This window comes from Corynebacterium falsenii (assembly GCF_020099275.1).
Taxonomy (GTDB): Bacteria; Actinomycetota; Actinomycetes; order Mycobacteriales; family Mycobacteriaceae; genus Corynebacterium; species Corynebacterium falsenii.
The window spans coordinates 503,281-525,810 of the sequence record NZ_CP083646.1 but is presented as its reverse complement, the minus strand read 5'-3'; the positions used below and the strand labels follow the sequence as shown (position 1 = coordinate 525,810).

At 62.5% G+C, this 22,530-nt stretch carries 16 protein-coding genes; 6 read left to right on the top strand and 10 right to left on the bottom strand.

The window, feature by feature from the left end:
- Positions 1 to 22 precede the first annotated feature (22 nt).
- From LA343_RS02485 to LA343_RS02470, 4 genes are all read right to left on the bottom strand, one after another.
- Positions 23 to 706 carry a LysE family translocator gene (locus LA343_RS02485; protein WP_025401785.1) on the bottom strand — a complete coding sequence of 228 codons (684 nt, stop codon included), beginning with the start codon at positions 704 to 706 and terminating at the stop codon, positions 23 to 25.
- A 479-nt stretch (positions 707 to 1,185) separates the two neighbouring features.
- Positions 1,186 to 2,724, bottom strand: coding sequence for a glutamate synthase subunit beta (locus LA343_RS02480; RefSeq protein WP_025401784.1), 1,539 nt, complete (start codon positions 2,722 to 2,724; stop codon positions 1,186 to 1,188).
- On the bottom strand, positions 2,724 to 7,313 hold the full coding sequence (gene gltB, locus LA343_RS02475) for a glutamate synthase large subunit (protein ID WP_025401783.1): 4,590 nt from the start codon (positions 7,311 to 7,313) through the stop codon (positions 2,724 to 2,726). Before gltB ends, LA343_RS02480 begins: the two co-directional genes overlap by 1 nt.
- 355 nt (positions 7,314 to 7,668) lie before the next feature.
- Positions 7,669 to 8,346: a DNA-3-methyladenine glycosylase I gene (locus LA343_RS02470; RefSeq protein ID WP_025401782.1), complete on the bottom strand. Its 678-nt coding sequence runs from the start codon at positions 8,344 to 8,346 to the stop codon at positions 7,669 to 7,671.
- 268 nt (positions 8,347 to 8,614) lie between these two features.
- Between LA343_RS02470 and LA343_RS02465 the strand changes: the two genes are divergently transcribed.
- Positions 8,615 to 11,233, top strand: coding sequence for an ATP-dependent RNA helicase (locus tag LA343_RS02465; RefSeq protein WP_081737244.1), 2,619 nt, complete (start codon positions 8,615 to 8,617; stop codon positions 11,231 to 11,233).
- Between the two features lie 124 nt (positions 11,234 to 11,357).
- Here the strand turns inward: LA343_RS02465 and LA343_RS02460 are convergent, their stop codons facing one another.
- The 3 genes from LA343_RS02460 to LA343_RS02450 form a co-directional block, all read right to left on the bottom strand.
- On the bottom strand, positions 11,358 to 11,672 hold the full coding sequence (locus tag LA343_RS02460; RefSeq protein ID WP_025401780.1) for a GlsB/YeaQ/YmgE family stress response membrane protein: 315 nt from the start codon (positions 11,670 to 11,672) through the stop codon (positions 11,358 to 11,360).
- Between the two features lie 147 nt (positions 11,673 to 11,819).
- Positions 11,820 to 12,299 carry a DUF488 domain-containing protein gene (locus LA343_RS02455; protein ID WP_025401779.1) on the bottom strand — a complete coding sequence of 160 codons (480 nt, stop codon included), beginning with the start codon at positions 12,297 to 12,299 and terminating at the stop codon, positions 11,820 to 11,822.
- A 4-nt stretch (positions 12,300 to 12,303) separates the two neighbouring features.
- On the bottom strand, positions 12,304 to 13,311 hold the full coding sequence (locus LA343_RS02450; RefSeq protein WP_039910824.1) for an NAD(P)H-dependent flavin oxidoreductase: 1,008 nt from the start codon (positions 13,309 to 13,311) through the stop codon (positions 12,304 to 12,306).
- A 91-nt stretch (positions 13,312 to 13,402) separates the two neighbouring features.
- Between LA343_RS02450 and LA343_RS02445 the strand changes: the two genes are divergently transcribed.
- The gene (locus LA343_RS02445; RefSeq protein ID WP_025401777.1) at positions 13,403 to 13,774 is read left to right on the top strand and encodes a hypothetical protein; all 372 of its coding nucleotides are present in this window, start codon (positions 13,403 to 13,405) and stop codon (positions 13,772 to 13,774) included.
- 6 nt (positions 13,775 to 13,780) lie between these two features.
- Here the strand turns inward: LA343_RS02445 and LA343_RS02440 are convergent, their stop codons facing one another.
- Positions 13,781 to 14,299, bottom strand: coding sequence for a flavodoxin family protein (locus tag LA343_RS02440; protein ID WP_224209203.1), 519 nt, complete (start codon positions 14,297 to 14,299; stop codon positions 13,781 to 13,783).
- A gap of 20 nt (positions 14,300 to 14,319) precedes the next feature.
- Between LA343_RS02440 and LA343_RS02435 the strand changes: the two genes are divergently transcribed.
- Both LA343_RS02435 and LA343_RS02430 read left to right on the top strand, forming a co-directional pair.
- Positions 14,320 to 14,874, top strand: coding sequence for a gamma carbonic anhydrase family protein (locus LA343_RS02435; RefSeq protein WP_025401775.1), 555 nt, complete (start codon positions 14,320 to 14,322; stop codon positions 14,872 to 14,874).
- 32 nt (positions 14,875 to 14,906) lie between these two features.
- Positions 14,907 to 17,204, top strand: coding sequence for an acyltransferase family protein (locus LA343_RS02430; RefSeq protein WP_224209202.1), 2,298 nt, complete (start codon positions 14,907 to 14,909; stop codon positions 17,202 to 17,204).
- A gap of 8 nt (positions 17,205 to 17,212) precedes the next feature.
- Here the strand turns inward: LA343_RS02430 and LA343_RS02425 are convergent, their stop codons facing one another.
- Both LA343_RS02425 and LA343_RS02420 read right to left on the bottom strand, forming a co-directional pair.
- Positions 17,213 to 18,109 (bottom strand): mechanosensitive ion channel family protein, encoded by an 897-nt coding sequence (locus tag LA343_RS02425; RefSeq protein WP_025401773.1) that lies wholly within the window; start codon positions 18,107 to 18,109, stop codon positions 17,213 to 17,215.
- A gap of 33 nt (positions 18,110 to 18,142) precedes the next feature.
- On the bottom strand, positions 18,143 to 18,973 hold the full coding sequence (locus tag LA343_RS02420; RefSeq protein ID WP_052337491.1) for an NAD-dependent deacylase: 831 nt from the start codon (positions 18,971 to 18,973) through the stop codon (positions 18,143 to 18,145).
- Between the two features lie 45 nt (positions 18,974 to 19,018).
- Here LA343_RS02420 and LA343_RS02415 point away from each other — a divergent pair, with 45 nt between their 5' ends.
- The gene (locus tag LA343_RS02415) at positions 19,019 to 19,411 is read left to right on the top strand and encodes a (deoxy)nucleoside triphosphate pyrophosphohydrolase (RefSeq protein ID WP_039910822.1); all 393 of its coding nucleotides are present in this window, start codon (positions 19,019 to 19,021) and stop codon (positions 19,409 to 19,411) included.
- A 101-nt stretch (positions 19,412 to 19,512) separates the two neighbouring features.
- Positions 19,513 to 22,476, top strand: coding sequence for a DEAD/DEAH box helicase (locus LA343_RS02410; protein ID WP_025401770.1), 2,964 nt, complete (start codon positions 19,513 to 19,515; stop codon positions 22,474 to 22,476).
- The last annotated feature ends 54 nt before the right edge of the window (positions 22,477 to 22,530 follow it).

Here is a 22,530-nt window from a genome sequence, read left to right as displayed (position 1 = left end):
AAGGGTATTCACCGGCGGGACATCACAGGAGGCGGTGGATGCCCTCGGCGACCAGAAAACCGCCAAGAATCATGAAGACGATGCCCGCGATGATCTCGATCCACGGGTTGAATTTCTTCAGGCGCGTGGACCAGGCGGGGTTGGAGACGAGGTAGGCGAAGCTGCTGAACCAGGCCAGGCCGGAGACGGTCATCATGACCAGCACAGCAATGCGCTCGGGGATACTGATGCCGACGGGGAGGAATTGGGCGAAGACGGAGCCGAAGAACAGCAGAGCCTTGGGGTTGGAGAGGTTGGTGGCGAGGCCGAGGCGCCAGGCTTGGGCGTCGTTGAGATGGGGGATGGTGGTGGCCGGCGTGGGGTCGACGGCGGGAGAAGCATCGCTGCGAGGGACCGGCACCGAGGCGCGAGTACGCAGGTCGGCGCGGCCGCCGCGGAAGGCGCCGAACCCCATGCGCAGCAGGAAGGCGCCACCGCCGAGATAGAGAATCGTGAGAATCCAGGGGAAGGTAGCGATCAGGGCTGCGAGGCCCAGCATGGTTACGACCGGCCATATAACGTTGCCGGTGCAGATACCCACCGCAGCCAGGACGGCGTTGCGGCGTGAGCGGGAGCCGAGGCGGAGGAGCTGCACCGTATCGGGCCCAGGCGACATGATGGCGATCAGCCATGCGCCAAGAAGGCCTAGGTATGCAGCGACGGTCATGGCGGGTAGCTTATCACCGCCTGTTGGAGCGCAGGATCAACGAGGAAGATGAAGTAGCGGAGTGCGGCAGCGGGTGCGGGGGTGCGGGGGTGCGGAACGGCCGAGTGGAGTGCGGCGCTGGGGGTTTCGGGCGCGAAGCATTGGTCTGGTTAGACCGTCGTGGCGACCTCCAGCTCGTCGCATGACCGCAGCAGCCTGTATCAAATGTGCAGCGACATTAACCACCGAAGGGGCCGTTTTTACCCCTCGAAACGTGCAATAACGTCAACAATTTCGCTGCAAACTTGCTACATTAGCGGTTTAGCTCCGCCAAGCTGCCTAACGCAGAACCAGCACAGCCCCGCACCGCGCCAGTACCGCGCAAGCACCGAGCAAGCACACCCCCACACCGGGCAGAAACAGCGCAGGCGCAGCGCAAAGGGCCCCGCTGAGGAATCAGCGGGGCCCTGCAGAGCTCAAAAGAGCTCAAATGAGGCGAACTATGCGCGCATTGCCACGTCGGTCGGGTTGATCGGCTTCGGCAGAGCGGTCTCGCCCATGAGCACGCGATCCAGCTCGGCGGCTGCGGAACGGCCCTCGGAGATGCCCCACACGATCAGGGACTGACCACGGCCAGCGTCGCCAGCCACGAACACCGGGACGTCCGCGAACTCGGGGGAAGTGGCGGTGGCACGGAAGTGCTCGTCGCGGACCAGGCGGCCACGCTCGTCAACCTCGATGCCGAGGTCGCGAACCACCGGGGTCTCTTCGACGGACACGAAGCCCATCGCCAGCAGCACCAGGTCGGCATCCATCTCGAAGTCGGAGTCCGGCACGTTCTCCAAGCCGTTCTCCCCCTTGCGGCACTCAGCACCCTTGAGGCCGGTGACCTTCTCGCCGTCGCCGGTGAGCTCGACCGTGTTGATGCTGAACTTACGCACGCCCAGCTCGTCGCCCGGGGTGCGCTCGGCGAGGCCCAGAGCAGCGATCTCGTCGGCGGACTCGTTGCCGGTCACGCGGTACTCGCCTTCCTCGTGGGCACTGGCCACGCGCCACACGCGCGGGTAGGTCGGCCACGGGGTGCTGGCGCCACGGGTCTTCGGCGGGCGGGGGCCAATGTCGAACTGCGTCACGGAGACAGCACCCTGGCGCAGGGCGGTGCCGAAGCAGTCGGTACCGGTGTCGCCACCGCCGATGATGACGACCTTCTTGCCCTTGGCGTCGATCTCGGAAACCTCGCGGTCGCCCTCGGTGACGTGGTTGGCGGCGGGCAGGTACTCCATGGCCTGGTACACGCCCTTGAGCTCGCGGCCGGTGACCGGGAGATCACGGCCGATGGTGGAACCGAGGGCCAGAACAACAGCGTCGAAGCCCTTGAGGTCATCACCGGTCGGCGACACGCCGGTCACGAACTTCGTGCCCTCGGCCTCCATCTGCTCGAGGCGGCGGTTGATCCACTTCTTTTCCATCTTGTACTCGGGCACGCCGTAGCGCATCAGGCCACCGATGCGGTCGGCACGCTCGAACACCGTGACCTCGTGGCCCGCGCGGGTGAGCTGCTGAGCTGCGGCCAGGCCGGCCGGGCCGGAGCCGACGATGGCGACCTTCTGGCCAGTCTGGAAGGTCGGCTTGATGGGCTCCACCCAGCCCTGCTTCCAGGCGTGCTCGATGATCGTGTATTCCACGGTCTTGATGTTCACCGGGTCGTCGCCGATGCCCAGCACGCAAGCGCCCTCACAGGGGGCGGGGCACAGGCGACCGGTGAACTCGGGGAAGTTGTTGGTGGCGTGCAGGCGGTCGTAAGCCTCACGCCAGCGACCCTGGCGAACCAGGTCGTTCCACTCCGGGATGATGTTGCCCAGCGGGCAGCCATCGTGGCAGAACGGGATGCCGCAGTCCATGCAGCGGCTGGCCTGCACCTGGACCTTGTCATCTGCGAAGTCTTCGTAGATCTCGTTCCAGTCCATGAGGCGCAGGGGAACGGGGCGGTGTGCTGCTGCTTCGCGCCCATGCTTAAGGAATCCGCGTGGATCAGCCATTAGTTCACTTCCTCCATGATTGCGGCGGCAACGCCGTCTTTGTCCAATCCTGCAGCTTCTGCACGCGCGATGGCATCCAGAACGCGGGCGTAATCCCGCGGCATGATCTTGATCAGCTTGGCCGCATCTACCTCAACAGTAGATCCGGTGAGTTCGCGGTGGGTGGCGATGGTCTCCTCCACCCAGTGCAGTTCTTCTTCGTCGGTGATGCGTTCGATGTCCACCAGATCCTTGTTGATCCGGCTCTCCACGTCCGTGCCGTCATCGAGCAGGTAGGCGATGCCGCCGGACATACCGGCCGCGAAGTTGTTGCCCACCTTGCCGAGGACGATCACGCGGCCGCCGGTCATGTACTCACAACCGTGATTGCCGATGCCCTCGACCACTGCGGTCAGGCCAGAGTTACGTACGCAGAAGCGTTCGCCCACGGTGCCGCGGATGAACATTTCGCCTTCCACGCCGCCGAAGCCCAGCACGTTACCGGCGATGACATCCGTGGAGGCGTCGCCGGAAGCGTTGTCCTCAGACGGGCGGATGATGATCCGGCCACCGGACAGGCCCTTGCCCACGTAGTCGTTGGCATCGCCATTGAGGGTCAGGGTCATGCCGTGCGTGGTGAAGGCGCCGAAGGAGTTGCCGGCCGAGCCGGTGAACTCCAGGTTCACCGTGTTCGGTGCCAGGCCTTCGCGGCCAGCCACGCGGGAGATCAGCGAGCCGGTCATCGTGCCCACCGTGCGGTTGACGTTGGTGATCGGGTAGCTGCGGGTGATGGACACATCGTTGCCCTTGGCTGCCTCGCGGATGGTGTCCTCCACGTCGGCGAGGATCTGGTTGTCCAGAGCCTTGTCCAGGCTGTGGTCCTGCTCCTTGGTGCAGTGCAGGTCCTGGAACATGAACGGGCTGTCCGGGCGCTCAAAGATCGGGCTGAGATCCAGCTTGCCAGCGGTCTTGTGCTCCACGGCCATCGAGCCGCCGGTGAGGCACTCGGAGTGGCCCACGGCCTCTTCGATGCTGCGGAAGCCCAGCTCGGCGAGGTACTCGCGCACCTCCTCGGCGATGAACTTGAAGAAGTTCACCACGTGCTCGGCCTGGCCCTTGTAGCGCTTGCGCAGGTCCGGGTTCTGGGTAGCCACGCCCACCGGGCAGGTATCCAGGTGGCACACGCGCATCATGATGCAGCCCGTGACCACCAGCGGGGCGGTCGCGAAGCCGAACTCCTCGGCACCCAGCAGGGCTGCCACCACAACGTCGCGGCCGGTCTTGAGCTGGCCGTCGCACTGCACGGTGATGCGGTCACGCAGACCGTTCATCAGCAGGGTCTGCTGGGTCTCGGCCAGGCCGAGCTCCCAGGGACCGCCGGCGTGCTTCAGCGAGGTCAGCGGGGATGCGCCCGTGCCGCCATCGTGGCCGGAGATGAGCACCACGTCAGCGTGCGCCTTAGACACACCGGCGGCGACCGTGCCCACGCCCTGCTCGGCAACGAGCTTGACGTGGATGCGCGCATCCGGGTTGGCATTCTTCAGGTCGTGGATGAGCTGAGCCAAGTCCTCGATGGAGTAGATATCGTGGTGCGGCGGCGGGGAGATCAGGCCCACGCCCGGGGTGGTCACGCGCACCTCGGCGATCCAGGGGTAGACCTTGTGCGGGGGCAGCTGGCCGCCCTCGCCGGGCTTTGCGCCCTGGGCCATCTTGATCTGGATGTCCGTGCAGTTGTTGAGGTAGTGGCTGGTCACACCGAAGCGTCCGGATGCGACCTGCTTGATGGCGGAGCGCTTCCAGTCACCGTTGGCCTCCGGCTCGAAACGAGCAGGATCCTCGCCACCCTCACCGGAGTTGGACATGCCCTTGAGGCGGTTCATGGCGATAGCCAGCGTCTCGTGCGCCTCGGCGGAGATGGACCCATAGCTCATCGCGCCGGTGGCGAAGCGCTTGACGATCTCGCTGACCGGCTCCACTTCCTCAATCGGCACCGGCGGGCGGTTGGAGTTGAACTTGAACAGGCCGCGCAGGGTTGCCAGGCGCTCGGACTGGTTGTTGACCTTCTCGGTGTACTCCTTGAAGATGCGGTACTGGCCCGTGCGGGTGGCGTGCTGCAGCTTGAATACGGTCTCCGGGTTGAACAGGTGGTACTCGCCTTCGCGGCGCCACTTGTACTCGCCGCCGATTTCCAGCTCGCGGTGAGCCTGCTCCTCCGGGCGGGGCAGGAAGGCCTCGCGGTGCCGGGCAGCCACGTCGCCGGCGATCTCTTCCAGACCCATGCCGGAGATCGGGCTGAAGGCACCCGTGAAGTACTCGTCCAGCAGGTTCTGGTGCAAGCCGGTGACGTCGGCGAGCTGCGCACCGCGGTAGCTGGCCACGGTGGCGATACCCATCTTGGACATCACCTTCTGCACACCCGTGGTGGCGGCGTTGATGAAGTTATCCTCGCCGGTTTCGGCGTCGACGTCACCAAGGCGCCCTTCGGCTGCCAGGTCGTGGATCGTCTGCAGAGCCATGTACGGGTTGATGGCGTCCGCACCAAAGCTCAGCAGCATGGCCATGTGGTGGACCTCGCGGGCGTCACCGGTCTCGACGACCAAGGACGCGCACGTACGGGTCTTCTCATTGACCATGTGGTGGTGGACGGCAGAAGTCAGCAGCAGCGACGGGATGGGCGCCAGGCGCTCGTTGGACTCACGGTCGCTGATCACCACGATGGTGGCACCGTCGGCGATGGCCTGGGACACCTCGCGGCGCACCCGCTGGATGGCCTGGCTGAGGCCGCGGCCGCCGTGGGCAACCGGGTACAGGCCGGAGATGGTGACGGTCTTGAAGGCGCCATACTTCTTGTACTCGCTAAGACCCTTGAGGTTGGCGAGCAGCTGGTTGCGGATGATCGGGGTATCCAGGTGGATGCGGTGTGCCGCGTCGCGCCCCGGGTTGAGCAGGTCGGCCTGCGCACCCAGGTGGGTGAACATGCTGGTCACCATCTTCTCGCGGTAGCTATCCAGCGGCGGGTTGGTGACCTGGGCGAAGCGCTGCGCGAAGAAGTCGTACAGCATGCGCGGACGGTTGGACAGAGCGGCGATGGGAGTATCGGTACCCATGGAGCCGATGCCTTCGGCACCGACGGCAGCCATCGGGCGCACGAGCGTCTCGATGTCTTCCTCGGTGTAGCCGAACACACGCTGGCGCAGCACGGTGCGCTCGTGGTTCATTTCGATGGTCTCGGCCTCGGGGAGCTCGTCGCCGCGGACCAGGTTGTCATCGACCCACTGCTGGAACGGGCGGGAAGCCAGCTTTTCCTTGATTTCTTCATCGCTGACGACGCAGCCCCGGGCGGTATCGACTAGGAACATCTTTCCGGGTTCCACACGGGTGCGCTCCACGATGTCGGAATCGGGGATGTCCAACACGCCGGCTTCGGACGCCATGACGACGAGGCCATCCTTGGTGATCCAGATGCGTCCCGGACGCAGACCGTTGCGGTCCAGGGTGGCGCCGATGATGGTGCCATCGGTGAAGGCGAGGGCAGCCGGGCCGTCCCAGGGCTCCATGAAGGTGGAGTGGAACTCGTAGAAGGCGCGGACCTGGGGGTCAACGTTCTCGTTGCGCTCCCATGCCTGCGGAACCATCATGAGCACGGCGTGCGGCAGGCTGCGGCCGCCAAGGTGCAGCAGCTCTAGCGCTTCGTCGAAACGGCCGGTGTCGGAACCATCCGGGTCGCAGATCGGCAGCACGCGGTCGAGGTCGCCCAGGATCTCGGAGTGGATCTGGGACTCGCGGGCGCGCATCCAGTTCTCGTTGCCGCGCACGGTGTTGATCTCGCCGTTGTGGGCGAGCATGCGGTACGGGTGAGCCAGCGGCCAGGAGGGGAAGGTGTTGGTGGAGAAGCGGGAGTGCACGATCGCCAGGGCGGATTCCAGGCGCTCGTCCTGCAGGTCGAGGTAGAACTCGCGGAGCTGCGGGGTAGTGAGCATGCCCTTGTACACCACGGTGCGGGAGGACAGGGACGGGAAGTACACCGTGTCGCCACCGGAGCCGGAGCCTGCGCCGCGGCGGCCCAGCTCGCGCTCGGCGCGCTTGCGAACGAACCATGCGCGACGGTCCAGCTCAAGCCCCTCGAGGGGCTTGCCGTTCTCGTCGTCGCAAGCCACGAAGAGCTGGTGGAACAGCGGCTCGGCATCGCGGGCGATGGCGCCTAGGGAGGAATCGTCGACTGGCACGTCGCGCCAACCGATGAGCTTCAGCCCTTCTTCCTTGACGATCTGCTCGACATCGCGGACGGCCTCGAGGGCCGCCATGCGCGAGTTCGGGAGGAAGGCGATACCAGTGGCGTACTGGCCTGCGGGCGGCAGCTCGATGCCCTGAGCAGCCATTTCTTCGCGGTAGAAGCGGTCAGGGATCTGAATAAGGATGCCCGCGCCGTCGCCGGTGTTTTTCTCGGCACCTGCGGCGCCGCGGTGATCCAGATTGACCAGTGCCTGGATGCCCTTATCCACAATGTCTCGGCTGGCGCGGCCATGCATGTCCACCACGAAGGCGACACCACACGCATCATGCTCGAATTGCGGATCATAGAGACCCTGGCGTGCTGGGTAGTTATTCATGATCTGTGGCCTTACTCTCGTCACAAAAACAGCGGCGTTGTGTATATGCAAATAATTTTGCCGTAGCGGTTGTGATCTGATTCAAAAACACGGACTGTGCGGACTCAGATCACGATCGCCGTTGGGACAGGTAACTAGAGTGACCCTAGCGACCGTTACCAGCAAAATTAGGTGAGCCTTATTTCCTGAGTCGGATGAACGAACGACGCGCGACCCTCACAGGCAACTCATCTTTGGGATGCATTACTCACATTTTGATAAGCACTTTAATCGCATAGAGCCCCGTTGCATACTCCACAGCCATAGATCCAGCCGTAGTTAACATGCTCGAAACATGCACTCCCCCCGCTGCCGGTCAGCACCCGGCAGCTGAGCCCTCCCCTTCATCGACCCGATCGTTGACCATCCCGATGGCCTGCATCAACGCATAACAGGTGGTGGGGCCCACAAAGCTAAATCCGTGGGACTTCAGCGCCTTCGCCAGCGCCTTCGCCTCCGGCGAGGTTGTGGGGATCTCCTCCAGCGACGCTGGGCGCTGCTCGACCTCTGGGACAAAAGACCACACCAGCACGGGCAACCCCGGCGCAAGGCGCTCCGCAGCGCCGCCCAGGATTCGGTAGGCCGGGGCATCTGCGGGGAGCTTCTGATAGTCCGGATCGTCCCGCAACTCCACGGTGGCCTGGGCATTGACGTACAGCGCCCGGTGTTTCTGCGGATTGCGGATCAACCGTGCATCCGACAGGGCTGTTTCCCTATCGGACTCGGTCATGGCGGTGATCCTGGTGGCGTCGAACATAGAAAACACCGATCGGAAATCGCGGCGCTTGCGCAATACGGTGGCCCACGACAGGCCGGATTGGAATCCTTCCAGGGTGATGCGCTCCAGCAGGCCGTGCTCGGTAATGACGGGGCGGCCCCACTCGTTGTCGTAGTAGTCGAGTTCTGCATCGCTGCGGTAGGCCCACGGTGGTCGGGCGACGCCCTCGGAGTCGATGAGCTGACCGGTCGGTGAGGGGGTGAGGTGATCGTCGATCACGGAGGTGCTCCTTGGTTGTGCTGGACGTTGGACGGGATCTGTGTGCTCGATCTGTGTGCTGTGACGTGCTCGCCCAAGCCTAACCCGCCGTGGTCGTTGCGCAGCGCTGAATGCTGCGGGTGGGACGGGGTGGCTGTGGATAACTCGGCGCCTGTGGATAACCGCGTTCACAGTAGCGTTCGCAGTAGGACGCACAGTGCGGTGCAGCGGGGGCACTGCGGGGCACAGTGTCCGCCCCCGCAAACGTCCGGATAGCATCAGTGGCATGTGTGCATCCGTGGCCTCCACCGACAGTTCGGGCGCAACGCCGGCGTATCTTCGCACGTCGGCGGCAGCGCACCTGCCCTTCGCTGCCGCCACGGACGATCTGCAGCGCGCGCTGACCTCGGCGGGCGCGGCGGTCGTACAGTCTCCGCCCGGAACGGGCAAGACCACGCTGGCGCCGGGGATCGTGCTGGGCTTCGTCGATGCCAACGCCACTACCGACGAGCACCACGCCGCGCTCCCCCGCGTCGTTGTCACCCAGCCCCGGCGCGTGGCCGCCCGCTCCAGCGCGGCGCGGATCAACGAGCTATCGCAAACTCCGATCGCCGGGTACACGGTTCGCGGCGAATCGTCCGTGACCAGCGACACGCGCATCGAGTTCGTCACCGCAGGCGTGTTGCTCCGGCGTTTGCTCAACGATCCCGACCTGACGGGCGTGGCGGCCGTCATCCTCGACGAAGTCCACGAGCGCGCCCTCGATACTGACCTCGCTCTCGCCATGCTCGCCCAACTGCGCGAGCTTCGGGAGGACCTGCTGGTCGTGGCCATGTCCGCAACCGTGGATGCCCCCGCGTTCGCCGACGTGCTCGCCGCCCCAGTCGTGGCGGTCGAGTCTCCCATCCATCCCCTCGATATTCATTACGCTACCTCGGCTACCACCATCACCGCGCGGCAGCGCCGGGCTCGGCCCGGGCAGCCGGGGTCTATTGAGGACATCGTGGCATCGGCGGTCGTGGAGGCCCTCGCCGCCACCGAAACCCGCACTGACGCCACCGACACGCACCCCGCCGACCTCCTCGCCTTCGTCCCCACGATCCGCGGCACCGAACTGGTCGCGGACCTCGTCACGCAGCGCACGGGCATCCCGGCCGTCGCCCTGCACGGCCAGCTCAGCGCCGACGAGCAGGCCGCCATCGTCCGCGGCACCACCCACGCCGGCTCCGCTCCAACCTCAACCGACTCCCCCGCCCGCCGGGTCATCGTCGCCACCAACGTCGCAGAGTCCTCGCTCACCATCCCCGGCGTGCGCGTCGTGGTCGATTCCTGCCTCTCGCGCGTCAACCGCCGCGATTCCTCCCGCGGCATGAACGTGCTGGTCACCGAACTTTCCTCCCAGGCCTCCGCCACACAGCGCGCCGGTCGCGCCGGCCGCGAGGGCCCCGGCACGGTGTTCCGCTGCATCACCGCCGAGGAGTACCCGAAGCTCCCCGCGTTTTCCGCGCCGGAGGTCGCCACCGCCGATCTCACCGGCGCCCTGCTGGACTGCGCGGTGTGGGGCGCACCGGGAGGCGCTGACCTGCCGCTGCCCGATTCTTTCCCCGCCGCGTCGGCCGCCGCTGCTCAGCGCCAACTGGAGCTGCTGGGCGCCGTCACAGCATCCGGTGAGGTTACCGATCTTGGCCGCACCCTTGCCCGCCTGCCGATGGATCCGCACTTGGCCCGGGGCGGTCTGCGTGCGTCCGAGCTGGTGGATCCCGTGACCGTCGCCGTTGTCTTGTTCCTCCTCGAGCAGGGCCGCGTGCCCGATAACCTGCCGCAGGCCGTGGCGCGCGCGGATCGCCGCCATCCTACGGTCCGCCGTTTCGTCCGCTCGCTCCGCGATGTAGCCAACCATTCGTCTGCCGAGCTCACCGGCACCGACGCCATCGCCTACACCGTGGCCTGTGCTTTCCCGCACCTCATCGGCCGGGTCACCGCTGGCGGCGATCGCGTGGCCACCGTGGGCGGCTCCGCCGCCTCTTTTCGTTCGACGCCACCAGCCTCCCCCGACCACTGGTACGCCATTGCGGATGTCGCGAAGGCGAATACCGGCGACGGCACGGGGGCCGTCATCCGCTCAGCCCTCCCCCTCCCCTTCGAGCTGGCCCAGCGCGCCGTGGGAACCGGCGTGGCAACAACCCGGGTGGTCACCTGGGACGGTTCCGCCCGAAAGGCCAAAGCCCGCGAAGTCACGGCCCTCGGCGCACTCGAACTGTCCTCCCGGCCGGTGCAGCCCACCGCGGAGGAGACGCGCGAGGCCCTACGCGAAGCTCTGCACCGCGTCCTCACGGTAGCCAGCGCTGGCGGCCAGCCCAGCGAGCAGGCGATGCTCGGCGGGGACCTCATTCCCTTGTCGCAGGCAACCCTGGAGTTCCTGCGGAGGGTGCAATGTGGGCATGCTGGTGGCGTCGTCGGATATCCGGATCTGACGAAAGGGCTGCCGGACACAGTGGTGAGCTACGTGGTGGACGACCTTGCGGCGGGCCGATCGCCCGACGTTATGCAGCTGCTTAAAGGGGTTCTGCCGTGGGATCAGCCGGTCGATCAGGTGGCTCCGGCAACGATCGAGCTGCCGAACGGTCGACGGGCGAAGGTGACGTACCCCGAGCTCAGCGCGTACACGGACCCCGACAATCCGCCCGGTCCGCCCGTGGTGGCGACAAAGCTGCAGAACTGCTTTGGGTTGCGCGAATCGCCAATAATCGCTGGGCGGACGGTGCAGTTTCATCTGCTGTCGCCGGCGCAACGGCCGGTGGCGGTGACGGATGATCTGGCGAGCTTTTGGGATGGGTCGTACCAGGGTGTCCGTAAGGACATGCGTGGGCGCTACCCCAAGCATGACTGGCCGGAGAATCCGTAGAGTGAAGAGCCATGCAAAAAGGCCCGCACCGAAGTGCGGGCCTTCATTCTCACGAAGCAAGTGTGTGCGGATCCTTAGACAGGAACCGCGGATGACGTCGTAGGAACGGGGGGATGTTGGCTGCTTAGCGCTTGTTGCCGAAGATCAGCTTGAGGATCCACAGCAGGACGACGGCGCCCAGCAGACAGGTCAGGAAGCTCCAGATCCAGCCACCGTTGCCGATGTTGAACAGGGTCAGGATCCAGCCACCGAGGAAACCACCGATGATACCGACGATGATGTTGGCGATGACGCCCATCTGGGCGTCGGTGCCCATTACCTTAGAGCCGATCCAACCGGCGAGACCGCCGATGATGATCCAGCCGATGAAGCCGAGAGCAGGAGTACCGGAAGCGGCAAGAATCTGAGTGCTTGCCTCTGCAAGAAATTGTGTAGTCATAGGTCATATTTTAGCGCAAACCATTGCGGAAAATGCAATAGCTGACACAACATTTTCGTTAACGACGCGAAATCTTAATCAATTCTTAAGCTAAATTTGCCAAAATTGGGCACCACGGCCAACCAGCAGGCAGGCGCAGCGCTCCCGTTAGAGGTTCTTCTTCAGCCACTTTTTGAGGATTTTCGCGTGCTGATTATCTTCGTCGCGCGCAGTGTAGAGAAGAACGATTCCCCGCTTCTTGTCCTTCTTCTTGAGAGATTTTCCCTTTTTCTGCTTCTTCTTGATCTTTTTGTGCGTCTTCTTCAGACCCTGCTTCAGCTCCGGCAGAATCTCATCCAACTCGCCATTCTCGAGTCGCTGGTCGAGCTCGGTTTGATATTCAGCGGAAAACTCCTTGTATCCCAGGGTGGGCTCGTCGCTGGTTCCCTGGAAGCGCTTGCGCAGCTCCTCGCTGGGCGCGAGCTCCTTGGGCCAGCCCTGCAGCGCCAGGCGCTCCTTGCGCACGCCCACCGGCCAGATGCTGTCGATGAGGTACAGCTTCGGCTGCTTCTTATCCTCGTCCGTCCAGTTCTGGACGCGGTCGATGCGGAGGTACTTCGTAAATTTCTTAACGTTCTTCTTAGCCATGACCTCAGTTTACGCAGGGTAATGTGCCCCTACGCAAATATTGGTAGGCATCATCGTTGAGTTTTCTAACTATTTCTTCGGCGCTCAACTCCGCGCGCAGCAGCCCGATCCCCTGCCCGGCGTGAAGCTTGAGATCCTCCGAGAAGTCCCCTCCCTCGCCACGCGCATCGCGCAGTTCTGCATCCGTCACGTCACCGGATTCAGACATCGGCCCGAAGATGTCCACGAAAGAATTTCTCACTGTACGCGTGGGCCACTTGTCCGTGTTCCACTTTTGGCCTTCGGCGCGGTCATAAATGTCCGTCAGCACCGTCTGGTCGCTCGTTGCCCGCACCGCTGCGGCACGGAGCTCGTCCGATCCGAGTGCTTCGGGCGACGCCAACAGCGCCGTCCCCACCCACGCAGCATCGGCACCCGCAGCCAAGCACGCCGCCACGCCACGGCCACTGCCAATGCCACCAGCAACGGCAGTGGGAATGCCCGGCGCGTTGACCTCGATGTAATCCAGCACCAACTGCATGAGCGGCATGGTGCCGATCCGGCCGGTGGGCCCGCCCGCGTCGGTGCCTTGAATACAGATGGCATCCACCTCGGCATCGAGCGCTTGGCGGAGCTGTGCCAAGTCATTGACCGGCGCGACCACCGAGATTCCGGCCTTGTGCGCCTGCTCCACGTACGGCAATGGGTCGCCGAACCCCAGAGACACCACCGTGGGCCGCGCCTCCAGCACGGCCTCCCACTGCTCCGGCGCATCGTCCTGAGCCCACAGCATCAGGCCGATTCCGTAGGGGCCTGCCTCGGCCGCGATGGACGCATTGTCCTTGATCCACTCAGCACTGGTTGCCGCGCCGACGCCGATCATGCCCAGTCCCCCGGCGCGACTCACAGCAGCGGCGAGGTGCCCACCCGATCGCCCAGCCATGGGCGCGCCGATAATGGGCTTGTCGATGCCCCACAGCTTTGTGAGCCGAGTGTGGATTGCGTGGGGTTCTTCTGGGAGTTGACTACTCATCCGAAGCTCCTCCTTCTTATTCCCTGAGTCTATGCCCTGAAGGCGAGCTTGTGCAGTCGCTGCACATGGCTTCAAGGGTACGATCGCACCCATGAGCATCTTCAAAAAGAACAAGTCCAAGGATACGTTAGAAAAGCTGAAGCCAACCACGACACTCAAGCCCGCCCGCGAGGTCAACACCGCGGCTGTGGTTGTCACCGGCCTGGTTGGCGGATGGCTGACCGCCCGCGAGACCGGCATCCGCCCGCTCGGTGGTGTGATCCTCGCTGCCGCTGGTGGCTACGCCGCCCGGTCGTGGAACGCCAAGGCTGGCGCTGGCACCGCCGCTGGCCTGACCGCTCTGTACACGCTCGCCTTCGGCGCGTCTCACCCGCTAGCGAAGAAGATGGGCTCGTGGCCGGCCGTTATCACGGTGACCGCCGTGGCCGCCGGCGCCGCCTACGCTCTGTCGGACGCCAAGTAAGTCCGCCTATTTTTCTTTTTCCGACGCCATAACGGCCGCACCGACCACGGATTGAGCCATGGTGATTAACTGGTCAGCGTGCTCGCTGGGATCGCCGACGAACTCGACCGGTTCGGCGGCAATTTCCCAATTCATCCCCGTGGTCAGGCTGCGCATGGCTTTCTCCGCCCCGGCGGTGTCGTACCCTCCACGGATCCACCAGCTCACGGGCAACCCCGCGGTCGGCTCGTGCGCGGCGACGAACGTGGAATCAAAGTAGTGCTTCAACGCCCCAGAGATGTACCCGAAGTTGGCCGTTGTACCGAGGATCACGGCATCTGCGGCGAGGAGCTCCTCCACGTCGGGTTCTAAGGCGGCGCGCTCGACGATCCGCACCTGACATGCGTCCCCCATGGATTCCGCAACCTCGGCGGCCGCCTCGCGGGCAGCGGTCAGCACCGTGTCAGCGATGCCACGGGCGGTGGGCGTGGGACTGTGGTGAACAACGAGAATGGTGATGGCATTCATGCCTTCCCATCGTGCCATGCACGGCTAGCATGAGAAGCATGAACAGCCCCTTGATCCTGCCGTTCAACGGCAAGACCCCACGCATCCACCGCAGCGCATACATCGCTCCTGGCGTCACCATCATCGGAGACGTTGAGATCGGCGCCGATTCCTCCGTGTTCTACGGCTGCGTATTGCGCGGCGACGTGGGCGCCATCCGCATCGGCGAGCGCACCAATATCCAGGACAACTGCGTGCTGCACACCGAAAGCGAATCGGACTGTGTCCTTGAGGACGACGTCACCGTGGGCCACCTCGCCCTCGTGCACGCCTGCCACGTGGGCGCGGGCACCCTCGTGGGCATGAAGTCCGCGCTGCTCTCGCGCTGCACGATCGGGCCAGGCTCGCTCATCGCCGCCGGCGCCATCGTCCTAGAAGACCAGGAGATTCCGGCGCGCAGCCTTGCCGCGGGCGTTCCGGCCAAGGTGCGCCGCGAGCTCACGGAGGAACAATCCCGCGGCTTCATCGCCCACGCCGCGCGCTACGTGACCACCGCCCAGCAGCAGCCCGACCCCTCCGAGGCACTCACCCTCGAGGACACCTGGTTCGACTAAACCCACGGGGGTCAATACACTAACTCCCCGTTATGACCCCGGCACCACCAGAAACTTCCGCAGCGCCCAGCACTGTACCTGCAACAAGCGCTGCACCCGCGGCCCGCTCCTCCATGCGCTACGACATCGAGGGGCTGCGTGGCGTCGCCATCGCCCTGGTGGTCATCTTCCACGTTTTCGTTGGCCGCGTCTCTGCCGGCGTGGACGTGTTCCTGCTGCTCGGCGGCATTTTCTTCTTCTCCTCGCAGCTGGCCAACGCGCGCAACCCCAAGGGTCTGACGTTGGTGCAGTCCCTCATCCGGATGCTGCGACGCCTATTTCCGCTGTTGGCCGTGGTCGTGGCCTCCACGCTCGCAGCCAGCCTGCTGCTCATGAATCGGCTGGTGCACCAGACCATGGCCAGCGACGCCGCCGCTTCCCTCGGTTACGTCATCAACTGGAAACTCGCCTTCTCCGGGCGCGAGTACACCGCCATCCGCACCACGGTCAGCCCCTTCCAACACCTTTGGTCGATGTCCGCGCAGCTGCAGATCTACGTGGCATCGCTGCTGGTCATCACCCTGATCGCGCTGATCTTCCGCCGGCTCGCCCGCCCCGCCGTCATCGTTGTGGTCTCCGCCGCCACGGTCGCCTCGTTCTGCTACGCGATCTACCTCAACGCCGTTGACCAGGACCTCAATTACTACTCCTCCCTCTCTCGCTTCTGGGAGATCGGCCTGGGTGGCCTCGTCGGCCTGGTTATTCTGCGCCGGGATAAAGGCGCGGCACAGATGGGGCCCATCCCGGCGTGGCTGCGCCGCGTCATGGGTGTGGTCGGCCTCGCGATGATCGTCATGACCGGATGGGTCGTCAACGGCGCACAGACCTTCCCCGGCCCCCTCACGCTGCTGCCCCTCGGCGGTGCGTTGCTGGTGGTCATCGCGGGCTCGTCCGGCACCCCAGTTGGCCTTACCCGCTTGCTGGAGACCTCGCCGTTCCAATTCTTCGGCCGCATCTCCTACGCCCTGTACCTGTGGCACTGGCCGCTGCTCGTGCTGGTCATGAACCACTTCGACGCCCCAACGGTCACCCCAGCCATTGGACTATCGGTGATCGGAGCCAGCGTGGTCCTGGCCTGGCTGTCGCACAAGCTCGTAGAAACCCCGCTGCGCCAGAAAGGCAAGCCAGCCCGCAGCAGAGTGCTGACCAATCCGACTTATTGGAAGCGCTCCTTTGCCGCCCGACCCAAGGCGATCTATGGCTCCGCGATCATCGTGGTGGCGCTGAGCGTTGTGGCGTCGCCAACATATATCGAGCGACGTATCGCCATGGGCAACGAAGAGCTATGGGCGCTGGCCGAGGAACGCGGGCTGTATCCCGGCGCCGAGGCGTTCCTCGATGGCGACAAAGTGCCGGCGGACATGCCGCTAATCCCGCCGCTAGACGACTTTGAACGTCTGCTGCCCCCAACGCAGCAAGACCAGTGCTTCACCGGCTTCGAGGGCACATTCGTGGCCACCAAGAAGGGGTTCAATAGGAGCCAGGAGGATTGCGCCTATGGTGACCCGAATGGCAAGACCCTCTACGTTATCGGCGGCAGCCACAGCGAGCACTACTTGCCGGCGCTGGACATCATCGGCAAGCGCAAGGGCATCCGGTTCGAGCCGGTGCTGAAGATGGGCTGCCCCATCAACGCGAACGTGACGCTGTGGAACGGCGAGGACTACCCGGACTGCCGCGAATGGTCGAAAAAGGCCATGCAGTACATCAAGAATAACCCGCCGGAGCTGGGTATTTTCATGACTGGGACGCGGCCCACGACCATCGCGGGCAACGGGCCGGAAATTGTGCCGAAAGAATACGTGAAGACGGTGCAGAAGTTCACCGACTGGGGAATTCACAGCTACCTCATCCGCGACAACCCGTGGCACATGCTCCCCGCCGGCAACGATTGGCTGAACATGCGCACCTGCGTGGCGGAAATGATGGATGGCAAGTTCCCGGGGATCGGCCCGACCCACCGCGGCAAGGATTTCCCCGGGCTCGCAACGCCGGGCACGCCCACGGCGGAGGAAGTCGAGGAGATCAACGCCGTGTGCGGCACGCCGGCGGGTGAGTCACTGCGGCCGGTGGATCCGTCCATCGCGGCGTATGCGGGGCTGGATGTCACGTTGCTGGACGTCACCGCAGGTGTGTGCGAGGACGGCTGGTGCCCGGGGATCATCGGCAACATGGTGGTCTACCGCGACGCGCACCACTACACGAACGTGTTCGCGGAAACGCTTGCGCCGGAGCTGGAGGCGCAGATGTTTGACCCGACCTACGAGGTCCCGAAGACGGTGGTGCGGTAGCGGGTGCGCTAGCGGCGCTTCGGCTTCTTCGCGCCCGCGATCTTGCTCGGCGGCGGGGCTTCGCCATTGGCCTGGGTGCGGGCGGTTTTCGCGGGCTCGGACGACCTACTGAGCAGGTCGGAGAATGGGCTGGTGGACAGCGGAATTTCCTCCCGAGCGAAGGCCTGCATCACGGCGGTGATGACCGCATCGGTGGCCTCGCGGGCTTCCAGGCGGGTGGAACCGGACCAGAAGATGAGCTCGAGAGTCACGTCTTCCACGCCCACGGTGGTGTAGAGGCCGCGCGGCTGCGGGTCGTTAAGGACTAGGTCGAGCCCGCGCATGGTTTCTTCGGCTACGGTGCGGGCGCGTTCCAGATCGGCCGACGTGGAGATCGCCACCGGGACGGTCGCGCGCGTGGTCTCGAACCCGGTCTGCACGATGATCTGGCTGGAGTGCATCACGGTATTCGGCACGATCACCAGCTGACCGTCAAAGCGGCGTATGGTCGTCGACGACAAATGGATAGCGGTAATGGTGCCACCGTTGTCCTCAACTTTGACCTGGTCGCCCACGCGGAACTGATCGCGGCTGAGGATGACGATGCCGGCGAACATGTTGCCCAGCACCGTTTGGAAGGCAATACCGGCGGCGATGGAGACAACGCCCAGGCCACCGAGGACGTCCACGGGGTTGATGGAGGGGAAGATGACGGTGAGGGCGGCGAGCAACGCGATGATCGCGCCGATCCAGAACACGAGCTTGCCCAGGACGCGCCGGGAGCTTTCGCCGCGGTGCCGCGCCTTGAGGAACAGGCCCACGAGGAACCACACGACGGCGGCGATGGCCAGTCCGATGACGAATACTTTCAAGCCTTCCAAGGCATCGTGCCAGGTCACGGCCCTGATAATTTCCTCACCCTTCATGTGGGGCAGTCTATCGGACTTTTGTGGGGGCGGTTAGTCGGCTGGGTTGCCGGGGACCGAGTTGTCGAGAGGCTGGTCGTCGAGGGCGGCGAGCAGCGCCGGCACACCCTCAGCAGCCGTAGCGCGGATCGACCACGTGGCCAGGTCGGTGAGGTCCGTATCGGCCGGCGAGATCTCCACGATGGGCGTGCCTTGTCGCGCCGCGATGGCGGGCAAGCCAGCGGCAGGCCACACCACGCCGGAGGTGCCGACGATCACCACGAGATCCGCCTCCCGCATCCACCGTTCGGCGCGCTCCCACTCTTTCTGCGGCAGGGATTCCCCGAACCACACCACGCCGGGTCGCACGGGGTTCCCGCACAGACTGCAGGCGGGTGGGGTGACGCGCTCGACTTGCTCTTCTGGCAACTCGGGGGTTGCAGCGGGCTTGCCGCAGATGGAGCAACGGTACGCGAACAGGCTGCCGTGGAGGTGGGCGATGTTGTCCGCCCCACCTCGCTCGTGCAGGTCGTCGATGTTTTGGGTTGTCACATTAACTTCGACGCCATCACGCCGCGACCATTCACCAATTGCTCGGTGGCCAGGGTTTGGTTCCGCACGGCGGCAGAGGGTGCCGCGCCACAGGTACCAAGCGAGCATGGGATCGGGGTCCCGCGCCCAGGACGAGAGGCTAGCCATGGCCTGCGGATCGACGTGGGACCAGATGCCGGTTTGGGCATCGCGGAACGTGTCAAGGCCGGAGTCGGCGCTCATGCCAGCGCCGGTGAAGAAGTTCACGCAGCGAGCGGCGCGGATGGCTTCGCGGAGGTCAGAGGGCAACCGGCGATGCGGATTCTGGTCAGCTTGTTCGGTGTGGTGAGACATGCTTCCACGATATCCAGTAATGAGATTGGATATGCTGGAGAAGCTATGAAGAGAATTAATGTTGTTGGTGCGGTCCTCCTTCGAGATGGGAAGATCCTGGCAGCTCAACGAGGCACAGATATGTCTCTGGGCGGCTTGTGGGAGTTTCCCGGTGGAAAGATCGAAAAGGGCGAAACTCCCGAGGAAGCACTGGCCCGGGAACTCGAAGAAGAGTTACACATCACGGCACAAATCGGTGACAAGATCGAAACTACTGAACACGAATACGACTTCGGTATCGTAATCCTGACCACGTTCTATGCCAGCCTCGATTCAGGAGAACCGGAACTCACCGAGCATGCGCAAGTCCGTTGGTGCACTCCCGAGGAGCTTGAGACGCTCGAGTGGGCTCCAGCTGACGTACCGACTGTGAAGAAAATCGTCAACGAGCAGATCTAAGTTGGGAATGCTCGCGCTATAGCTCCGGAAATACGAATGGTATTTCATCAAATCCTAACTTTGGCCCAGCACTAACACAGTACCTTGGCTATAGTCCAAGTATGGAGAGCCTCGATAACATCATCACCAAGACCGGGTCCAAGCTAAGCACCGAAGATGCCATTAAGGCCGATACGAACTTCGGGTTTTTGGATAGAGAAGGCGACGTTAATCGCGGTTTTCACCCGAGATTGATCGCTAATGCCGGACCGATAACGATGAAGGCCGCCATTCAGCACGAACTTGCACGGTGTACGACGTTCAAGTTTTCCGTCGCGTTCATCACAACGAGCGCCATCGCCGAACTAAAGAATGATCTCGTTGAACTGGCAAGGGGCAGAAAAGGAACTATATACACGTCCACGTATCTGGACTTCAATGAGCCAGCAGCCTTCGAAGAGTTGATGGCTTTAGAAAATGTCGAAGTACGTGTTCTCAAGAACAAGGATGCCTTCCACAGTAAGGGCTACATCTTCGAGCAAGAGGGAGCCACTACGGCAATCATCGGCAGCTCCAATCTGACGAGAGGAGCACTGCTGGAAAACAGCGAATGGAATATGCAGTTTTCCGCACTGCCTGGAGGCGATATCGTTGATCAACTCAACAATGCTATCGACCATCTCCATCGTGAATCAGAACCACTTACCCAAGAGTGGATAGATCACTACGCCGAGACCCGGCGCCCGCGACCCAACCCGGCCGCAGACGATGGAGCCAGCGAGGAGGTCGTCCCTGATGGCAAACTCGTACCGAACAAGATGCAAAACGACACGCTGGATGAGTTAAAGAAGCTCGAGCTCGCTGGGGAATCGAAGGCGCTGATTGTCTCGGCTACAGGTACAGGTAAAACAATCCTCTCGGCTTTCGCCACGCAACAGTTCAATCCCGAACGGATGCTGTTCATTGCCCACCGTGAACAAATTCTCGACAAGGCGACCGAGGAGTACCAACGAGTCCTCGAAGACGCGTCCTCTGATACATGCGGGAAATTTGTTGGTTCTCGTCGAGAACTAGACCAAAATTACACGTTCGCCACCATCCAGTCGTTGACCAACAGGAATACGCTCGAGTCAATCGATCCGAATCACTTCGATCTCATCATTATCGATGAAGTGCACCGCGCGGGAGCACAGTCTTACCGAAAGATCTTGGAGCACTTCAGTGCTAAGTTCACACTCGGCATGACGGCTACACCGGAGAGAACTGACGGCTTCAACGTTTTCAGCCTATTTGATCATAACGTTGCGCAGAATATTCGGCTCCAGCAAGCTCTTGAAGAAAAGATGCTTGTACCATTCACATACCAGGCTGTGACCGACTACGTGGACAGCGATGGAAATACCGTTACGGAGAGTTCTGATCTAGCCAGGCTTGTGAGCCCTGAGAGGGTCGAACATCTCGTGGATTGTTTGGGAATCTACGGACTTTCTCGCGATGTTCACGGTCTCATGTTCTGTTCCTCTACCACTGAGGCAGACGAGCTTTCAATGCTTCTCAATGAGAAAGAGGTGTACGGAAGGAAGCTTCGCACGAAAGTCCTCACGGGCACCGATTCAATGAGCTCGAGAGTTAACATCGTTAAGGAATTGGAATCCGGCCAACTGGATTACATTCTCACTGTTGACATCTTCAACGAGGGTATTGACATCCCTTGCGTAAACCAGATAGTCATGATGCGTCCAACACAGTCGCCCATTATCTTTACCCAGCAGCTTGGGCGTGGTCTACGCAAACTCAAGGGAAAGACCCATCTCCGGGTAATCGACTTTGTTGGCAACTACCAAAACAATTACAACATCGCACTTTCGTTGTTCGAGGACAAGAATCTTGACAAAGATGGACTGCGGCAGGAACTAGCGACAGCACGCAGGTCTCGAACCATCTTTGGGCTGAGCTCTGTCAATGTTGACGAGATTTCCTACCAGCGCATCCTCAAGTCTCTCAATCACACGAAGCTTGACAGTATGGTCAATCTGTGTCGGATTTATCGCCAGCTGGAAGCGGCTCTAGGCCGGCAACCTATGCGCCTAGATTTTGCAACTAGCGAGAAGCTGAATCCCACCATTATCGCTACGCATCCCGCTGGGTTGAATAACTTCTGGGAGTTCCAAAAACATATCGGTAAGGTGGATTCTGGCCCCACAGAGAAGCAGTCCTACTACCTGAATTTGCTTGATAACGAGTTCCTCAACGGCAAACGGCCTCAAGAATTGGTCTTGTTGAGGGAGCTATTGAAGCACCAACGGGTATCTGTAGCAGACCTAGATATCGCCCTATCGAAATTCTGTTCCCCAGCGCCTGCTGGAACACTGAACTCAGTCGCAATTAACTGTCTAACGCAGATCTTCAGCCTCGATTGGTTCACCGCTCCTGAGCAGAAGAAATATGGTCATGTGAAGTTGGCTGATTTTCACCGATCAGCCGGCCCCGATAGTTACTTTTCAGTCAACGAAGATTTCTATCAGGAGTACCAGAACTCCGCAGAGTTTAAGCGTCATGTTGATGATGTTATCGACGCCGGCTTGCACACCAACCGCCATGACTATAATTGCGCTATCGCCCTCGTTGTCGGCAGAAAGTACACACGTAAAGATGCCTGCCGTTTGTTGAACTGGCGCAAGAATGAGTACGGAGGTATTTTCGGCTACAAGCTGGATCGGGATACTAATACGTGCCCGATCTTCGTTACCTATCACAAAGATTCTCAAATTTCTTCGACCACCCAGTACGAAGATGCCTTCGAGTCTCGAGAGACGCTAAGGTGGTTCACTCGCTCCGGAAAGACGCTCAGTTCCAAACTGGAACGCGAGATCGCTGCTGGACAACATGAGCTCCCGATCTTCGTAAAGAAGGATGATTTCGAAGGAAGGTCTTTCTTCTACGTAGGCACCGGAACGCCCCGGGATGCGGTAGAAACTACGATGGCCGGTTCGAAATCAGTCGTTGAAATGAGGCTCGACCTCGCTAACCCGCTGGACGACGTGACCCTCGACCTGATCCAAACCCCTACGAAGGTCGAGTCCTAAATCTTTCCTGTTTAGCCCTCCGCCCAACCCCATCGCACACTTCGAGGCGAAAGT

Excerpts from the sequence above, each read along its gene's own strand:
- LA343_RS02445 (WP_025401777.1), top strand. The coding sequence starts at position 13,403 with ATGAGCATCTTCAAAAAGAACAAGTCCAAGGATACGTTAGAAAAGCTG.
- LA343_RS02460 (WP_025401780.1), bottom strand. The coding sequence starts at position 11,672 with ATGACTACACAATTTCTTGCAGAGGCAAGCACTCAGATTCTTGCCGCT.
- LA343_RS02485 (WP_025401785.1), bottom strand. The coding sequence starts at position 706 with ATGACCGTCGCTGCATACCTAGGCCTTCTTGGCGCATGGCTGATCGCC.
- LA343_RS02425 (WP_025401773.1), bottom strand. The coding sequence starts at position 18,109 with ATGAAGGGTGAGGAAATTATCAGGGCCGTGACCTGGCACGATGCCTTG.
- LA343_RS02420 (WP_052337491.1), bottom strand. The coding sequence starts at position 18,973 with ATGTCTCACCACACCGAACAAGCTGACCAGAATCCGCATCGCCGGTTG.
- LA343_RS02435 (WP_025401775.1), top strand. The coding sequence starts at position 14,320 with ATGAACAGCCCCTTGATCCTGCCGTTCAACGGCAAGACCCCACGCATC.
- gltB (WP_025401783.1), bottom strand. The coding sequence starts at position 7,313 with ATGAATAACTACCCAGCACGCCAGGGTCTCTATGATCCGCAATTCGAG.
- LA343_RS02450 (WP_039910824.1), bottom strand. The coding sequence starts at position 13,311 with ATGAGTAGTCAACTCCCAGAAGAACCCCACGCAATCCACACTCGGCTC.
- LA343_RS02440 (WP_224209203.1), bottom strand. The coding sequence starts at position 14,299 with ATGGCACGATGGGAAGGCATGAATGCCATCACCATTCTCGTTGTTCAC.
- LA343_RS02410 (WP_025401770.1), top strand. The coding sequence starts at position 19,513 with ATGGAGAGCCTCGATAACATCATCACCAAGACCGGGTCCAAGCTAAGC.
- LA343_RS02465 (WP_081737244.1), top strand. The coding sequence starts at position 8,615 with ATGTGTGCATCCGTGGCCTCCACCGACAGTTCGGGCGCAACGCCGGCG.
- LA343_RS02430 (WP_224209202.1), top strand. The coding sequence starts at position 14,907 with ATGACCCCGGCACCACCAGAAACTTCCGCAGCGCCCAGCACTGTACCT.
- LA343_RS02480 (WP_025401784.1), bottom strand. The coding sequence starts at position 2,724 with ATGGCTGATCCACGCGGATTCCTTAAGCATGGGCGCGAAGCAGCAGCA.
- LA343_RS02415 (WP_039910822.1), top strand. The coding sequence starts at position 19,019 with ATGAAGAGAATTAATGTTGTTGGTGCGGTCCTCCTTCGAGATGGGAAG.
- LA343_RS02455 (WP_025401779.1), bottom strand. The coding sequence starts at position 12,299 with ATGGCTAAGAAGAACGTTAAGAAATTTACGAAGTACCTCCGCATCGAC.